This window comes from Mesobacillus zeae, from assembly GCF_003570705.1.
GTDB classification, from domain to species: Bacteria; Bacillota; Bacilli; order Bacillales; family Cytobacillaceae; genus Mesobacillus_C; species Mesobacillus_C zeae.
On sequence record NZ_QWVT01000029.1, the window covers coordinates 1 to 16,269 of the forward strand.

The window sequence follows — 16,269 nt, forward strand, 5'->3', positions numbered from 1 at the left end:
CGCGCGGGGGTTCGAATCCCTCTTCCTCCTCCATATTACTTTTATCATCTAGATCCAATTTAATATTACCGTCGCGGGGTGGAGCAACGAGCGTTACTTCACTGAATTACTGCGAGTTGTACCGATCGAATTGCTGCTTGAATAGGCTTCTGAGATCGGGACAGTCATTGCTCTCTGTGAGCATAAGCAAGTTTATATCAAATATTACCGTCGCGGGGTGGAGCAGTCCGGTAGCTCGTCGGGCTCATAACCCGAAGGTCGCAGGTTCAAATCCTGCCCCCGCAATCTATGGTCCCGTGGTGTAGCGGTTAACATGCCTGCCTGTCACGCAGGAGATCGCCGGTTCGATCCCGGTCGGGACCGCCAGTTTGGCTCAGTAGCTCAGTCGGTAGAGCAAAGGACTGAAAATCCTTGTGTCGGCGGTTCGATTCCGTCCTGAGCCACCTTTAATTAATGGCTAGTTTACAATTTTGGATATAATGGCGATTGTGGCGAAGTGGTTAACGCATCGGATTGTGGTTCCGACATTCGTGGGTTCGATTCCCATCAGTCGCCCCATGTTTAATTTAATATGCGGGTGTAGTTTAGTGGTAAAACCACAGCCTTCCAAGCTGTTGATGTGGGTTCGATTCCCATCACCCGCTCCATTGTGGGCCTATAGCTCAGCTGGTTAGAGCGCACGCCTGATAAGCGTGAGGTCGATGGTTCGAGTCCATTTAGGCCCACCATTTCTTTATATTATTCCGCAGTAGCTCAGTGGTAGAGCATTCGGCTGTTAACCGAACGGTCGTAGGTTCGAATCCTACCTGCGGAGCCATACGGGGAAGTACTCAAGAGGCTGAAGAGGCGCCCCTGCTAAGGGTGTAGGTCGCGTAAGCGGCGCGAGGGTTCAAATCCCTCCTTCTCCGCCATTTGGCCCCTTGGTCAAGCGGTTAAGACACCGCCCTTTCACGGCGGTAACACGGGTTCGAATCCCGTAGGGGTCATAAAAATAAACTGCAAGCAATAGCTTGCAGTTTATTTTTTTTGTCCGGGAAAATGAACCGCCCTAATTAGAGGATGTTAATTTCATTTTACTCTTCAGAAAGTAAGGATGTCCCTTATTAGTAGAGTGCGAATCAAAAAGAATCCCACTTACAATACAAAGCTGCAAGCTCATGCTTGTGGCTTTTTTGTTTGCTTACTAAAAAAAGCTGCATTGTTGCGGGTGTGTCAATTTACCAAGTGATTTTATGGGTTTTGCTGATTTTGTCGTAAACCTATTTAACAGGGATGGAAGCGCTTAATGCAAGAATTACAAAGAAAATTGTCGAAAGATTTAAAAAGTATTTTCAAGGGTTTTATCCTGGCGGCGAGAATAGTACTGTGAGAGTGGACTTAACTGGGCAGGTGAGAAAGAGATGATTATGAACCCAACTGATTTTCAGATTCATTTATTTCATGAAGGAAATTATTTCAGGAGCCATGAACTATTTGGCGCACATGTCATAAAAGACAGCACCTTAGCATATACTCGCTTTTGTGTCTGGGCACCCGAGGCTCGGCAAGTACGCCTGGCTGGAAGTTTTAATGGCTGGATAGGGAACGGCTGTGAATTTGAAAAGCTGAATAAACAGGGCGTGTGGGTCTTTACAGTCAATAGAGACTTAACTGGGGAGCTATACAAATATGAGATTATCACGAATGAGGGAGATATTAAGCTAAAAGCAGATCCATTTGCATTTCGTTCCGAACTTAGGCCAAATACGGCCTCGATCGTCCATCCTCTTGATGGTTATGCCTGGAATGACCGGAATTGGATGCGTAAACGTCAGAAGAAAGACAGCCATTCAAGCCCTGTAGCCATTTATGAGATCCATTTTAGCTCCTGGAAGAAGAAAAAAGATGGTTCCTTCCTTTCCTACAGGGAGCTGGCAGATCAAGTGATCCCCTATGTTCTTTCTCATGGCTATACGCATATAGAGGTGCTCCCCTTGGGAGAGCATCCGCTTGATATATCATGGGGCTACCAGTCGACAGGCTATTATTCAGTTACAAGCCGCTATGGACTTCCAGAGGACTTCATGTACTTTGTAGACCAGTGTCATCAAAACGGCCTTGGTGTGATTCTTGACTGGGTACCAGGACATTTTTGTAAGGATGAGCAGGGCCTGTATAGCTTCGACGGGAGTTTTGCATATGAGTATCAACATGAACTGGACAGAGAAAATACCGTTTGGGGAACAGCCAACTTTGATTTGGGGAAAACCGAGGTTCTAAGCTTTTTAATCTCCAATGCTATTTTTTGGGCTGAACGCTATCATATTGACGGCTTCAGGGTAGATGCTGTGGCCAATATCATTTATTGGCCAAATTCAGACCAATCAGTTAACCCTTATGGAGTTGATTTCTTAAAGAAGCTGAACCGCACGGTGGCGGAGCACACTCCCGGCGTGCTGATGATGGCTGAGGATTCAACTGACTGGCCAAACGTAACGCAGAAGCCGGAAGAAGGCGGACTGGGATTTACATACAAGTGGAATATGGGATGGATGAACGACATGCTGAAATATATGGAGACATCCCCTGGAAAAAGGAAACATCTTCATAGTAAAGTGACATTTTCATTGCTGTATGCTTTTACCGAAAGTTTTGTGCTTCCTTTTTCTCATGATGAAGTCGTTCATGGGAAAAAGTCCTTGCTCGATAAAATGCCCGGTGACTATTGGCAAAAGTTTGCACAGCTTAGGCTCCTTTTAGGTTACATGATGGCGCATCCAGGAAAAAAGCTTACTTTTATGGGAACAGAGCTTGGACCATTTGCTGAGTGGAAGGACAAAGAGCAGCTTGACTGGCATTTGCTGGACTACGATATGCACTCCAGTCTCAACATTTTTGTGAAGGATGCTCTTAAAATTTACAAACGCTGCAAGCCTCTGTATGAGCTTGACAACGTGCAGGAGGGGTTTGAATGGATTGATGCCGATAACCATGAACAATCCGTGTTCTCCTTTGTCCGAAAAGGAAGTAAATCGGAAGAGTTCCTTATCATTATTTGCAACTTCACTGAAAGGGCCTATTCAGGCTACCGGATCGGCGTCCCATACAAGGCTGCTTACAGGGAAGTATTAAATAGCGATGCCGAGGTTTACGGAGGCTCCGGGGTCATAAACAAGAATCCCGTAAAGGCGGAGAATATCCATTTTCATGGTAGAGCCTATTCGATTGAATTGAATATTCCACCGTTCGGAATCAGTATTTTGCGTCCAGTTAAAAATCGGAAGGGGAGGAGTGAAGCAGATGCAAAAGAAAAAGGTGGTCGCCATGCTACTCGCAGGGGGGCAGGGAAGCAGGCTAAACTCGTTGACAAGAGACATAGCTAAGCCGGCGGTTCCATTTGGAGGGAAGTACCGCATCATTGACTTCCCGCTTAGCAATTGTACGAACTCTGGCATTAACACTGTCGGGGTGCTGACACAATACCAGCCGCTTGTCCTGAATTCTTATATAGGGATTGGAAGCGCATGGGACCTTGATAGGAAAGATGGGGGTGTTACTGTCCTCCCTCCCTATACCGCTTCAGGGGAAGTTAAGTGGTATTCGGGAACAGCGAGCGCCATCTTCCAAAACCTGAATTATCTCAAGCATCATCAGCCCGATTATGTCCTGATTCTTTCTGGTGACCATATTTACAAAATGGACTATGAAAAAATGCTTGAGGCCCATATTGAAAAAGGTGCAGATGCATCCATTTCTGTTATTGAAGTCCCGTGGGAGGAAGCATGCAGATTTGGGATTATGGATACAGATGAGGATATGAGGATTGTTGAATTTACGGAAAAACCTGCCGAGCCGAAAAGCAATCTTGCGTCCATGGGCATATATATTTTCAATTACAGTGTCCTGGAGGATTGTTTGGAAAAGGATAACATTATTCCGCAGTCGAGTCATGATTTTGGGAAAGATATTATCCCGCGTATGTTGGAAGAAGGAAAAAAGGTATTCGCTTATCCATTTAAAGGATACTGGAAAGATGTGGGGACTATACGCAGCCTTTGGGAAGCGAATATGGATCTTCTTGACGATATGTGCGGATTAGATTTGTTTGATTACACCTGGCGAATCTATTCGGTTAATCCAAATCAGCCCCCTCAATATATCGGCCAGCATGCATTTGTGACAGAATCACTCATAAATGAAGGCTGTATGGTGGAAGGAAAAGTTGTCCGCTCTGTTGTGTTCCAGGGAGTTACTGTCAAGGAGGGGGCTGCTGTTAAAGAGTCCGTCATCATGCCAGATGCTGTTATTGGCAAAGGGTGTCATATAGAAAAAGCAATCGTTTCACCAGGAATCAACATACCTGCTGGAACGGTAATAACACCTGATATACAGGGGGAGATCGTTCTTGTATCCGAGGACAGTATCAAACAGTTTTTATCCTGTTGACATAATGACAATGAGAGGAGGATTATGTTGGAAAAACGCTTGCTTGGTGTCATTGATGCTACAGCCTTCCATGAAGGTCTTCAAGAATTGACGCTGCACCGTTCGCCGGCAGCTATCCCGTTTGGGGGAAGATACAGGCTGATTGATTTTGTGCTATCCAATATGGTGAATTCAGGAATACAGAGTGTAGCTATTTTTCCAAAATACCAGTACAGGTCGCTTATGGACCACCTTGGATCAGGAAGGAACTGGGACCTTAATAGAAAGCGTGACGGACTATTTTTCTTTCCATCCCCACGCCTTGACCATCCTGTAACCGGCGTAGGCCCTCTTGATCACTTTGCTGCAAATATTGATTTTTTTAAACGCAGTGAGCAGGAGTATACACTCATTACCAATGCCTGCACTATTTTTAACACACATTTCTTTCCTGTCCTTGAGTGGCATATCGCATCGGGCTGCGATATTACTGCCATAAGGAAAGGTGGAGTTTCACTCGGAATGTACCTGCTGAAAACGTCACTTCTCCGGGAACTCATTGAAACACGGCATGAAACCGGATATTTAAGCGTAAGAGATGCAGCAACTGATCCCAACAGCCCCCTTTCTCTTTGCAGTTATCCTTATGAAGGATATGCAGCCATGATTGATTCGGTGGATACATATTTTTCCGCCAGCATGGATTTGTTCGAGCCTGAAGTTTGGAACCAGCTCTTTCCTAGAGAAAGGCCAATCCTTACAAAAGTAAAAGATGAGCCTCCGACCCGCTACGCAAGGGAAGCCTATGTTCATAACACGATGGTTGCCAATGGTGGGCTCATTGAGGGGACTGTTGAAAACAGCATTATTGCTCGAGGGGTCAAAATTGGAAAAGGGGCTGTCGTGAGAAACTGCATTATCATGCAAAAGTCGAAGATAGAAGAGAATTGTATTGTTGAAGGTGCAATCCTGGACAAGGATGTAAAAGTCGAAAGAGGTGCACATATTAAGGCCAGCGGCAAAAAGCCTTATGTTGTCCGCAAAGGAACCGTGCAGGGGGCGTGGATGAATTCGTGAAAGTATTATTTGCAGTATCGGAATGTGTCCCATTTATCAAATCAGGCGGCCTTGCAGATGTAGCAGGGACACTGCCCTCCGAGCTAAAAAAGGCTGGAGCCGATATCAGGGTAATCCTGCCTAAATATGCCTTGATCCCCGAAAAATTTAAAAAGGCCATGAAGAAGAGAGCGGAGTTTATTGTCCAGGTAGGGTGGAGGCGGCAGTACTGCGGGATAGAAGAATTGAAACATGAAGGTATAACTTATTACTTTATCGACAACGAATATTATTTTAAGCGAAACCAGATGTATGGCGATTATGATGACGGTGAGAAATTCGCTTATTTTAACCGGGCAGTACTTGAGGCCATGTTCCAAATCGAGTTTTTTCCGGACATCCTGCATTGCCATGACTGGCATGCGGGAATGATTCCTTTTCTGCTTAGGACAGAATATAACTCTGATGCACGCTGCAATCATATCAAAACGGTTTTTACCATTCACAATCTTCAATTTCAGGGGATTTTCCCACCTGAGACACTCGGTGATCTGCTAGGCTTAAGCTACCGTTACTTCAACCCGGAGCAGCTCGAATTCTATGGCAATATCAATTTTATGAAAGCAGCCCTTGTTTCTTCGGATAAAATTACAACGGTCAGCCCTACGTATATGGAGGAAATACAAACTCCTTACTTTGGGGAAAAGCTTGATGGGATCCTGAGAATGCGAAAAGCTGACTTGAAGGGGGTATTGAATGGAATCGATAACTCCCTGTATGATCCTAGCAACGATTCCAGCCTCGAAGCAGCATTTACATCAAGGGACCTAGCGGGGAAGCAGCTTAATAAGATGTCATTGCAGTGCCAGTACGGCCTTCCAGAAAACGAGCAGCCCCTAATGGCAATGGTTACTAGGCTGACAAAGCAAAAAGGGCTTGACCTTGTGAGGGGCATCTTCCATGAAATCATGAAAACAGGGGTGCAAATGATTGTACTTGGAACGGGTGATATTGAATTTGAACAGTTCCTCACCCAAATGGCTTCCCAATATCCTCAGCAGTGCAGGGTATTGATTGGTTTTGACGAAAGTCTGGCACACCGCATTTACGCTGGAGCTGACATGTTTCTAATGCCTTCGAAATTTGAACCTTGCGGCTTAAGCCAGCTGATTGCAATGCGGTACGGAACGGTTCCGATTGTTCGTGAAACCGGAGGGTTGAACGATACTGTCCAATCGTATAATCCGGAAGATAAGAGCGGAAGCGGCTTTACTTTTACCAATTTCAACGCACATGACATGCTTTTCACAATAGAAAGGGCCTTGGCTATTTACAGGAACAATCAGGAATGGAATAATCTTGTCCAAACCGTAATGGAACTGGATTTTAGCTGGTCCACATCTGCCAAAGTCTATCAAGAGCTGTACAAAGATCTCATCACAGGGAGTGAAACGCATGTTTGCTAATGGTGAAGAATTTAAGGCGGCTTTTTTGAAGAAGCTCGAGATGATGCATGGAATCAGCTTCAGTGAAAGCACGAAGCGGGAACAATTCCAGACACTTGGTACCATGGTCAGGGAATGCGTGAGCTCAGACTGGATCAAAACGAATGAACAATACAGGACATTGAGGCAGAAACAAGTTTATTATTTATCCATCGAGTTTCTTCTCGGAAGGCTTCTGCGTCAAAATTTAATGAACCTGGGGATTGAAGATGCAGTCAGAAATGGACTCGACAGCCTTGGAATCGATCTTGATGAACTTGAAGAGAATGAAGCGGACGCGGGCCTCGGAAATGGAGGCCTTGGGCGGCTAGCCGCATGTTTCCTTGATTCCCTTGCCTCGCAGGGAATGCCAGGTCACGGCTGCGGGATCCGTTATAAATACGGATTGTTTGAACAAAAGATTATTGAAGGATATCAAGTTGAATTGCCAGAGCAGTGGCTAAGGCATGGACACGTCTGGGAAGTAAGGAAAGCTGATGCTTCCGTTCAAATTCCCTACTGGGGCAGGGTAGAAAGCTACTGGGAAAATGGGAGGCTTGTATTTCGTCATCTTGACGCCGAAACTGTAACGGCTGTTCCATATGATATGCCTGTTATCGGCTACCATACAGATACGGTGAATACGCTAAGGCTGTGGACGGCAGAGCCCTCCAGATATATGGATAGCGGCGATGTATTAAAGTATAAAAAGGAAACAGAAATGATTTCGGAATTCCTCTACCCAGACGATACACATGATGAAGGGAAAATCCTAAGACTGAAGCAGCAGTATTTGCTTGTCGCAGCAAGCCTGAAGTCAATCCTGGCGTCATACAAAAAGCAAAATGGGAGCCTGCTTGACCTGCACAACCATGTCGCTATCCATATCAATGACACACACCCTGCACTTGCTGTCCCGGAATTGATGAGAGTTTTGATGGATGAAGAGGGCCTTGGCTGGGATGAAGCGTGGCACATTACCTGGCATACACTTTCCTACACAAATCATACTACTTTGTCGGAAGCGCTTGAAAGATGGCCGGTACACATTTTTCAGCCGCTTCTTCCAAGGGTTTATATGATCGTGAAAGAAATAAACGAGCGTTTTTGCCACTCGCTATGGGAAAAGTACCCCGGAGATTGGAAAAGGATCGAAAGTATGTCTGTCATTGCGCAGGAGGAAGTAAGAATGGCTCCTCTAGCTATAATAGGAAGCCACAGCGTAAACGGTGTAGCAAAACTTCATACGGAAATTTTGAAAGAGCGGGAAATGAGGCTGTTCTCCCAAGAGTTTCCTGACAGATTCAACAACAAAACGAATGGGATAACCCACCGCCGCTGGCTGCTTAAGGCTAACCCTTCGCTCTCCAGCCTAGTTTCTGAATCGATAGGGGAAGACTGGATTGAAGATACAAAAGAACTGGAGAGACTTCTAAAGTTCAAGGAGGACAATGGGTTTCTTGAAGAGCTCAGCCGCATAAAAGCTGTCAACAAAGAGCGTCTGGCGAAAAGAATACTCGAGAAGAATGGAATTGCAGTTGATACCCATTCCATATTTGATGTACAGGTTAAGCGGCTGCATGCCTACAAACGCCAGCTTTTAAACATTCTCCATATCATGTATTTATACAACAGAATGAAAGAGGATTCAGGATTTGAATTTTTCCCACTGACCTTCATATTTGGTGCCAAAGCATCTCCGGGATATTATTTTGCCAAGAAAGTCATTAAGCTGATCAATACCGTCGCTGAAAAAGTAAATACCGACCCTCAAGTTAACGACAGGCTGAAGGTTGTCTTTCTTGAGAATTACAGAGTTTCTCTTGCTGAGGAAATTTTTCCGGCTTCCGATGTCAGTGAACAAATTTCCACCGCCAGCAAGGAAGCTTCAGGGACAGGGAACATGAAGTTTATGATGAACGGCGCATTAACCGTGGGGACTTTGGATGGTGCAAACGTAGAAATCACTGAATTGGTCGGAAGGGAAAATATTTTTCTGTTTGGTTTAACTGCAGAAGAAGTAATGGAATACCAAAAAAATGGCGGTTACTATTCACACGAATACTATCATCATGATAAGAGAATCCGCCAGGTGACGGATCAGTTGATTAATGGATTTTTCCCAGATACCGAAAATGAATTCACGGCAATATACGATTCGTTGCTTTCCCATAATGACCAATATTTTGTGTATAGAGACTTTGCCTCCTATGCTGATACCCATGAAAGGATCGGCAAGTGCTATAGTGACAAGGAATCATGGCGTCAAATGAGCCTCTTCAATATTGCCAAATCCGGCTATTTCTCCAGTGACAGGACGATCAAGGAGTATGCGGGACAAATCTGGAATATATCTTCCCATGCAAAAAAGTAATCGGAATTTTTTACTCCGCCTTTATCGGGCGGAGTTTTTTGTTTTTAATTTTTCCGGAAGGGTATCATAAAAAAAAGCAGTGCGGCAGTTTGATTAGAAGGGGGAAACAATACAGCATGAAGCTCACAAACCAGCAAAGAATCGAATTGCACGGATTCAATAACTTAACGAAATCTTTAAGTTTCAATATGTATGATATTTGTTATACAAAAACCAGAGAAGAACGTGAAGCCTATATTGAATATATTGATGAACATTATAATGCGGACAGGCTGACAAACATTTTAATGAAGGTCTCTGAGATTATTGGAGCCCATGTCTTGAATGTTGCTAAACAGGATTATGTTCCCCAGGGGGCAAGCGTTACAGTTTTGATTTCCGAAGAGCTAGTGGTTGAGGTTCCTACAGAATCCTTTGCGGAATCACCGGGGCCGCTTCCTGACAATGTAGTCTTGCAGCTGGATAAAAGCCACATTACCGTCCATACGTATCCGGAATACCACCCGGATGAAGGAATTAGCACCTTCCGGGCGGATATCGATGTCTCCACCTGCGGGGAAATTTCCCCTTTAAAGGCGCTTCACTACTTAATTCGTTCCTTTGATACCGACATCATGACGATGGATTATAAAGTAAGAGGTTTTACAAGGGATAAAAGTGGCCATAAACTTTTTATCGATCATGAAATCAGCAGCATCCAAAATTATATACCGGAGGACCTTAAAAGTCTGTTCCAAATGATTGATGTTAACGTATATCAGGAAAACATCTTTCATACAAAGTGCAAATTGAAGGATTTTGACCTAAATAATTATTTGTTCGGATACACTAAAGACAAGCTCAATGACGGAGAAGCAGAAGAAATCACCAAGAAGGTTCAGCTTGAAATGGATGAAATTTTTTATGGGAAAAATACAGGTAATGGCTGGATAGGTTCATATGGAGGTACAGACAAAAGCAGTTCCTGATTCTTGGAACTACTTTTGTCGTATACTACTCATTCTTTGATTTCTAATTGTCCTAAATATAGTTGTCCTTCCTGCGGTAAGGAATATCGCCAAGCTGCGATTCCGTTCCTGCATTGTCCAGCATTTCTTCATACGCTTCTTCTTTTTTATTTGGATAGATTTTTTGATTCTTTCCATCGATATCTATCTGTACCTGAGAACGATTCATAATCCTCGGAAAACCCCTCATCACTCTGACTGTCATCATAAAGATCATCGTAATTGCTATGTTCTCCGAGAACATCAGCTGGCGTTTCAGACGTCCCGAATTGGGTCTTTCCCGCATTCCCGGCATTTGCCGTAAGTCCCATCCACCATGGCTTAAAGTGCAGAATCAATCTTACTTAACTGGCCTTCATGGTGCTCGTCCATCGCAATATTTTTACTTCTTTCGAACAGCTCGGTTCCGCTGTCTGCCGGATGGTTATCATATGCAGAAAGTTTTCCTGTCGCTTCGCTGGCGCTCCCATTTAAGTATCCTTCCTCATGGTTGCCCTCAATTTGCATGCGGAGGGTTTCTCTATCCTCTTGAAGAACTGTTTTCAGTTGATCTATTTGTTGGGTTGACAGCAAGTTTCTCACATCTTCATTCTATGCTATGGTATTTGATAATACATATCTATTTAATACCCTTTGCCGTTATCCGGAAACATAGAAAAAGCTTCCGCGTAAGCTGGCGGAAGCCTGGAGTATCCTTTAAAGAAAGAAGCCAATGAACAATCCAGCTGACAGCAATAACCCGAAAATCGTGTTTGTCTGTGCTGTAGCTTTCATGGCCGGCATCATTTGCAGCGGATTTTTGTTCCTGATAAATCCTCTCACAGCTGCAAGGGCTTTCGGCAGGCTAAGGGCAACGAGCCCAAGCCACGGGGATATGACCCCAAGGAAAATGAGGACAACAACCCAAACATAAGAACTGATGAACATACCTGCGAGTAAGGTAATTGCTCCTTTACGTCCCAGAAGTATTGCCAGCGTCTTTCTTCCGAATCTCCGGTCGCCATCAAGGTCACGGATATTGTTAGCTAGAAGGATGGCGCCTACGAGTACGAAGCTCGGCAATGAAACAAGGATGCTTGTTTCGGTAATTGTGCCAGTCTGGATGTAGAAAGAAATCAGGATAATCAGCAGTCCCATGAAAAATCCGGCCACTATTTCGCCGAATGGCGTGTAGGCTATCGGAAGCGGGCCGCCTGTATATAGATAACCGGCCGCCATGGACACCAGGCCGATGGCCGCGAGCCACCAGCTGCTATGGGCGCAAATATAAACACCGGTGATCATAGCGATGCCATAAAGAATGAGGGCAAGCGATAGGACAGTGCCTGGCTTGAGTCCGTCACGGACGATCGCTCCGCTAATGCCGACAGACTCGTCTGTATCAAGTCCCCTTTTATAATCGTAATATTCGTTGAACATATTTGTCGCAGCCTGGATCAATAGACTGGCGACAAGCATAGCGATGAATAGCCCTAGGTGAAGATCGGTTATTTCAACAGCCAGTGCTGTCCCAAGCAGGACTGGTGCAAAGGCTGCTGTCAATGTATGAGGGCGGGTTAACTGCCACCAAACTTTCCAGCCATGGTTTCTTTGGATTGGCGAAGAACTAGTGTGAAGCTGTGTATGCATAGTTCTCATTCTCTCCCTTGAATTTATATAAACAAACCATATAATCCTATCAAAAGTACGTAAATCTGTCAAAATTGCTTCATGGTAAAAATGGTGTATACACTACAATTAAAGTGTAGATTCTGCTGTATCCGCTGTCAATCAAATTTAACTCCTTAAACCGGGAAATATTCCCTGTGGTTTGGTTGCTTATATTGCATGGAGAGAGTTAAATATATAATAAGGATAAAACTAGTCGCTATCATGATGGCTGTTATTGACATTGTCATACGTGGGGTGTATCTTAAAATAAGTTTGAAAACGTGTAATAACAGTGAGAGGCTGTTATTGGAGGGATTATTTTGGTTACCATTCAAGAAACCGAGTTGAGGGAAGGTATCCTTTCTGCAATACGACTGGCCAAAGAAACGGTTCAACCTGTATTGGTAAGCGAAGTCCAAAAAATTGCCGATATTGATCCATTCTCTTTTTTTAACGCAGGAAGGGAGCAGTTTTTGGGCGAGCGCTTTTTTTGGAAGGACCCGGACAGCAGGCATATCATTGCAGGGTTGGGGAATTGCCGGCTGATCCAGCATGATGGTGTTAGAGGGCGTTTTACGAAGACGGAAAAAGAATGGAACCGCTTTATAGAAACAGCGGTTATTCTTGATGAATATAAAACTTCAGGCACCGGGCCTCTTATGTTCGGGGGATTTTCCTTTGATCCTTTGAAGGAGAAGACTGGTCTTTGGTCGAAATTTTCAGACTCCCATTTCCATGTTCCGAAATATATGCTGACAGTTGCCGGAGGACAGGCTTATTTCACCAGCAATGTTATTTGCACTCAGCACGATGATGCGGATCTGTATGAAAAAGTTTTACAAGAGAGGCAGATCATCCTTCTGGCTCAAAAACAACCTGTGCTGCCCATGCCTGCTTTGCAGGAAGTAATAGAGATTGCACCAGAAGAATGGAAGGAAAGCGTGTCAGAGCTGGTCAGAGAGCTGAAGGATAGCCCGTTGAAAAAAGTAGTGCTTGCGCGAGAACTCCGCCTCCGCTTTTCGAAGGCAGCAGAAGCAGAGAGTGTGTTGTTCCGTTTGCTAAAAGAGCAGCAAGGCAGCTTTATTTTTGCATTTGAGTCCAATGGTGATTGCTTTATTGGGGCGACACCGGAACGTCTTGTAAAAAAGGAAGGGAACAGTGTTTTTTCTGCCTGCCTTGCAGGGTCAATCGGACGCGGCGCAGATTCGGACTCGGATGAAAAACTTGGCAGAAGTCTGCTTGAAGATCAGAAAAACTTGATTGAACACCAGTATGTTGTAGATATGATTAGAGAAGCGATGGAAGAAACATGTGATGAAGTCATCATTCCAGCTACTCCTCAGCTTATGAAGATGAAGTATATCCAGCATTTATATACGCCGGTAATCGGTAAGAACAGGAGGGGAACTCCAATTTTCAGCCTGGTGGACCGCCTCCATCCAACTCCTGCACTGGGAGGTCTCCCAAAGAAACTTGCTGTTGAGAAAATCAGGGAAATGGAGAGGCTAGACAGAGGTTACTATGCTGCTCCTCTCGGCTGGCTCGACCATAACGGAAACGGCGAATTTGCTGTGGCCATACGCTCTGCCCTTCTCCAGGGAGAAGAAGCATCATTGTTTGCCGGTTGCGGTATTGTGGCAGATTCTGACGCGGACAGTGAATACAGGGAAACAAGCATCAAATTTCGCCCAATGCTGAATGCGTTTGGAGGAAATAATCTATGAGTCACCAAGAAGATATGACAGCCTTTATTTCAAGTTTTGTTGCAGAATTATCAATTGCGGGAGTCGAGGATGTCGTCATCAGTCCGGGTTCCCGGTCAACCCCCATCGCACTTATTATGGCGGAACATCCGCGGCTCCGCCTCCACATTCATGTGGATGAGCGGTCTGCCGCTTTTTTTGCGCTGGGAATCGCCAAGGCCTCATATAGGCCTGTGGCTATTCTTTGTACATCAGGGACAGCAGCGGCCAACTATTATCCTGCTGTTATCGAGGCCGGAATTTCACGTGTCCCGCTTATTGTCATCACGGCGGACCGCCCACATGAACTGCGGGATGTTGGCGCGCCCCAAGCCATTGACCAAATACATTTATACGGACACAATGTCAAATGGTTTGTCGAAATGTCCCTGCCCGAAGCTGGCGAAGATTCCAGGCGTTATGCACGGACTGTATGTGCTCGTGCAGCAACCACAGCAGCAAGCTTTCCGTCCGGCCCGGTTCATTTGAACTTTCCTCTGCGTGAACCCCTTATCCCTAATCTATATGAAGGTATGTTTGATATGCTAGAACGCCCGGAAGGTTATGTAGGCATTCATCAGGGGAAATTAACCATGCCTGATTCTTTCTTTGAAAAGCTGGCAGATGATCTGCATTCATGTGAAAAAGGGATTATCATTTGCGGACCGCTGGAGGAAGCAGGGTTCGTAGAGGAAGTGGTTCTTCTTGCGGAAAAATTGAAATTTCCTATTCTCGCCGATCCGCTCTCGCAGCTGAGAAGCGGGGGACACAGCGAAAAGTATATTGTGGATGCTTATGATACTTTTCTGCGGAACGAAAACGTCAAAGAAAAGCTGAAGCCAGAGGTCATTATCAGATTTGGGGCCATGCCCGTATCGAAAGCTCTATCTATCTTCCTGAAGGAAAATAGGAATTCAAGGCAAATTGTTGTTGATGGAGGCAATGGCTGGAGAGATCCTTTCATGTCAGCTACCGATATGATATATGCTGATGAGCCACAGTTCTGTAAATCCATCTCCAGTTTTTTATGTGAAGAAAAAGAAAATGGTTATACAAGGAAATGGTGTGAATTAAACAACATGACAAAAGACCTCCTTTCTCGTGTCCGGGATACGGAAGAGCTTAGTGAGGGGAAATTGTTTCATATGATGGCGGAACTGCTGCCGGAAAATGCAGTCTTATTCGTAGGCAATAGCATGCCAATCCGTGATCTCGATACATTCTTTTATTTTAACAAGAAGAATATCAGGGTGATGGCTAACAGAGGTGCCAATGGGATTGACGGAATTATTTCCACAGCTTCAGGAGTGGCCGCCCATTCCGGGCCTTTGTATCTTGTCCTTGGTGATTTGACTTTTTTTCACGATTTGAACGGTCTTTTAGCATCCAAACTAAACAGCCTCAATATCAATATTCTGTTGATTAATAACAATGGCGGCGGCATTTTTTCATTCCTTCCGCAAGCAAGCCATCCTAAGCATTTTGAAAAGCTGTTTGGAACACCGCTGGATCTTGATTTCAGACTTGCTACAGAAATGTATGGGGGAACCTTCGACAGGATTTCTCAATGGGATGGATTCAGGGAAGCAATTGAAAAAAACATGCACAAAAATGGCTTAAAGGTAATGGAAATTGTAACATCTAGGGATGTAAACCTGAAGGAACATCGAGATTTGTGGAATTATGTTTCCCGGGAAATAGATGTTCTGCTGGAAGGTGGGGCACAGTGAAGTATTGCGTGGATGGAGTGGAATATCGTGCGGAAGAATGCGGAAGCGGTTTTCCGCTTGTCACTCTCCATGGATTTACGGGCGCTGCCACGAACTGGAAGGCTTTTTGTCCGGTATGGGGTGAGCATTCAAGCATGCTAATGCCTGATTTGATTGGGCATGGAATGACGGAGTCCCCCCATGATTCAAAAATTTACAGCATTGAGAAGGCTGCGGATGCCCTTGCTACAATGCTGGAAGAAAACGGGGCAGAACAGGCTGACTTCCTGGGCTATTCCATGGGAGGTAGGCTTGCCGTTACTTTTGCGGCGCGCTACCCTGAAAAAGTGCGAAAGCTTGTACTTGAGAGCACTTCTCCCGGACTTCGCAATGATGAAGAGAGAGCAGCAAGAATAAAGCAGGACGGTATGCTCGCAGAAATGATTGTATCCAAAGGGATACAGTACTTTGTCGACTATTGGGAGAGCATTCAACTTTTCAGTTCGCAAACAAAACTGCCAAAAGCCGTTCGTGCAGAAATACGGCAACAGCGGCTCGGGAACAATCCAATAGGGCTTGCCAACAGTCTTCTTGGCATGGGGACAGGTGCACAGCCATCGTGGTGGAATGAGATTGAATCCTTCAGCTGTGAAACACTGCTTCTATCTGGAAGCCTTGACCCAAAGTTTTGTGGGATTGCAAAAGAAATGTCCTCGAAAATTCCTCATTGCCGTCATTTGACAATAAATGACGCAGGGCATGCAATTCATGTGGAACAACCTGAGAAATTTGGTACAATAGTAAGTAGGTTTTTATGTAATACATATATTTAGGAGGCTAATA

The 16,269-nt window shown here is 44.9% G+C and carries 12 protein-coding genes and 9 tRNA genes; 18 read left to right on the forward strand and 3 right to left on the reverse strand.

The annotated features are described in order from the left end of the window. Positions 1-211 precede the first annotated feature (211 nt). The 15 genes from D1970_RS15900 (at position 212) to speD (ending at position 10,286) form a co-directional block, all read left to right on the forward strand. Positions 212-285, forward strand: a tRNA-Met gene (locus D1970_RS15900). Between the two features lie 5 nt (positions 286-290). Further along, positions 291-366: transfer RNA gene (locus tag D1970_RS15905), tRNA-Asp, on the forward strand. Positions 367-370: 4 nt separating this feature from the next. Next, positions 371-443, forward strand: a tRNA-Phe gene (locus D1970_RS15910). A 39-nt stretch (positions 444-482) separates the two neighbouring features. After that, positions 483-558, forward strand: a tRNA-His gene (locus D1970_RS15915). A 15-nt stretch (positions 559-573) separates the two neighbouring features. After that, positions 574-647: transfer RNA gene (locus tag D1970_RS15920), tRNA-Gly, on the forward strand. Between the two features lie 4 nt (positions 648-651). Next, positions 652-728: transfer RNA gene (locus tag D1970_RS15925), tRNA-Ile, on the forward strand. A 14-nt stretch (positions 729-742) separates the two neighbouring features. Further along, positions 743-817, forward strand: a tRNA-Asn gene (locus tag D1970_RS15930). A gap of 3 nt (positions 818-820) precedes the next feature. After that, positions 821-911, forward strand: a tRNA-Ser gene (locus tag D1970_RS15935). Between the two features lie 3 nt (positions 912-914). Continuing rightward, positions 915-986 (forward strand) — tRNA-Glu (locus D1970_RS15940). A 414-nt stretch (positions 987-1,400) separates the two neighbouring features. Then, positions 1,401-3,362 carry a 1,4-alpha-glucan branching enzyme gene (gene glgB / locus D1970_RS15945; protein WP_119113862.1) on the forward strand — a complete coding sequence of 654 codons (1,962 nt, stop codon included), beginning with the start codon at positions 1,401-1,403 and terminating at the stop codon, positions 3,360-3,362. Beyond that, positions 3,280-4,425 carry a glucose-1-phosphate adenylyltransferase gene (locus D1970_RS15950; protein ID WP_119113863.1) on the forward strand — a complete coding sequence of 382 codons (1,146 nt, stop codon included), beginning with the start codon at positions 3,280-3,282 and terminating at the stop codon, positions 4,423-4,425. Before glgB ends, D1970_RS15950 begins: the two co-directional genes overlap by 83 nt. A 27-nt stretch (positions 4,426-4,452) precedes the next feature. Then, on the forward strand, positions 4,453-5,481 hold the full coding sequence (locus tag D1970_RS15955; RefSeq protein WP_119113864.1) for a GlgC family sugar phosphate nucleotidyltransferase: 1,029 nt from the start codon (positions 4,453-4,455) through the stop codon (positions 5,479-5,481). After that, positions 5,478-6,926, forward strand: coding sequence for a glycogen synthase GlgA (gene glgA, locus D1970_RS15960; RefSeq protein ID WP_119114140.1), 1,449 nt, complete (start codon positions 5,478-5,480; stop codon positions 6,924-6,926). Before D1970_RS15955 ends, glgA begins: the two co-directional genes overlap by 4 nt. Then, on the forward strand, positions 6,916-9,318 hold the full coding sequence (locus D1970_RS15965) for a glycogen/starch/alpha-glucan phosphorylase (RefSeq protein ID WP_119113865.1): 2,403 nt from the start codon (positions 6,916-6,918) through the stop codon (positions 9,316-9,318). The genes glgA and D1970_RS15965 overlap by 11 nt, the downstream gene beginning before the upstream one ends. Positions 9,319-9,434: 116 nt before the next feature. Further along, positions 9,435-10,286, forward strand: a complete 852-nt coding sequence (gene speD, locus D1970_RS15970) for an adenosylmethionine decarboxylase (protein WP_119114141.1) — start codon at positions 9,435-9,437, stop codon at positions 10,284-10,286. 52 nt (positions 10,287-10,338) lie between these two features. Here speD and D1970_RS15975 read toward each other — a convergent pair whose 3' ends face one another. The 3 genes from D1970_RS15975 to D1970_RS15985 all read right to left on the reverse strand — a co-directional run bounded on the left by D1970_RS15975 (position 10,339) and on the right by D1970_RS15985 (position 11,954). Next, on the reverse strand, positions 10,339-10,620 hold the full coding sequence (locus D1970_RS15975) for a hypothetical protein (RefSeq protein ID WP_119113866.1): 282 nt from the start codon (positions 10,618-10,620) through the stop codon (positions 10,339-10,341). Between the two features lie 26 nt (positions 10,621-10,646). Then, positions 10,647-10,898 carry a TraR/DksA C4-type zinc finger protein gene (locus D1970_RS15980; RefSeq protein WP_119113867.1) on the reverse strand — a complete coding sequence of 84 codons (252 nt, stop codon included), beginning with the start codon at positions 10,896-10,898 and terminating at the stop codon, positions 10,647-10,649. Positions 10,899-11,021: 123 nt separating this feature from the next. Continuing rightward, positions 11,022-11,954: a 1,4-dihydroxy-2-naphthoate polyprenyltransferase gene (locus tag D1970_RS15985; RefSeq protein WP_119113868.1), complete on the reverse strand. Its 933-nt coding sequence runs from the start codon at positions 11,952-11,954 to the stop codon at positions 11,022-11,024. Between the two features lie 341 nt (positions 11,955-12,295). Between D1970_RS15985 and D1970_RS15990 the strand changes: the two genes are divergently transcribed. The 3 genes from D1970_RS15990 to menH are packed head-to-tail and all read left to right on the forward strand — an operon-like array spanning position 12,296 to position 16,259. Next, positions 12,296-13,699: an isochorismate synthase gene (locus D1970_RS15990; protein ID WP_119113869.1), complete on the forward strand. Its 1,404-nt coding sequence runs from the start codon at positions 12,296-12,298 to the stop codon at positions 13,697-13,699. Next, positions 13,696-15,447 carry a 2-succinyl-5-enolpyruvyl-6-hydroxy-3-cyclohexene-1-carboxylic-acid synthase gene (gene menD / locus D1970_RS15995; RefSeq protein WP_119113870.1) on the forward strand — a complete coding sequence of 584 codons (1,752 nt, stop codon included), beginning with the start codon at positions 13,696-13,698 and terminating at the stop codon, positions 15,445-15,447. Before D1970_RS15990 ends, menD begins: the two co-directional genes overlap by 4 nt. Further along, positions 15,444-16,259: a 2-succinyl-6-hydroxy-2,4-cyclohexadiene-1-carboxylate synthase gene (menH, locus tag D1970_RS16000; RefSeq protein ID WP_119113871.1), complete on the forward strand. Its 816-nt coding sequence runs from the start codon at positions 15,444-15,446 to the stop codon at positions 16,257-16,259. Before menD ends, menH begins: the two co-directional genes overlap by 4 nt. Positions 16,260-16,269 lie beyond the last annotated feature (10 nt).

Excerpts from the sequence above, each read along its gene's own strand:
- glgB (WP_119113862.1), top strand. The coding sequence starts at position 1,401 with ATGATTATGAACCCAACTGATTTTCAGATTCATTTATTTCATGAAGGA.
- D1970_RS15950 (WP_119113863.1), top strand. The coding sequence starts at position 3,280 with ATGCAAAAGAAAAAGGTGGTCGCCATGCTACTCGCAGGGGGGCAGGGA.
- D1970_RS15965 (WP_119113865.1), top strand. The coding sequence starts at position 6,916 with ATGTTTGCTAATGGTGAAGAATTTAAGGCGGCTTTTTTGAAGAAGCTC.
- speD (WP_119114141.1), top strand. The coding sequence starts at position 9,435 with ATGAAGCTCACAAACCAGCAAAGAATCGAATTGCACGGATTCAATAAC.
- D1970_RS15975 (WP_119113866.1), bottom strand. The coding sequence starts at position 10,620 with ATGCCGGGAATGCGGGAAAGACCCAATTCGGGACGTCTGAAACGCCAG.
- D1970_RS15985 (WP_119113868.1), bottom strand. The coding sequence starts at position 11,954 with ATGCATACACAGCTTCACACTAGTTCTTCGCCAATCCAAAGAAACCAT.
- menD (WP_119113870.1), top strand. The coding sequence starts at position 13,696 with ATGAGTCACCAAGAAGATATGACAGCCTTTATTTCAAGTTTTGTTGCA.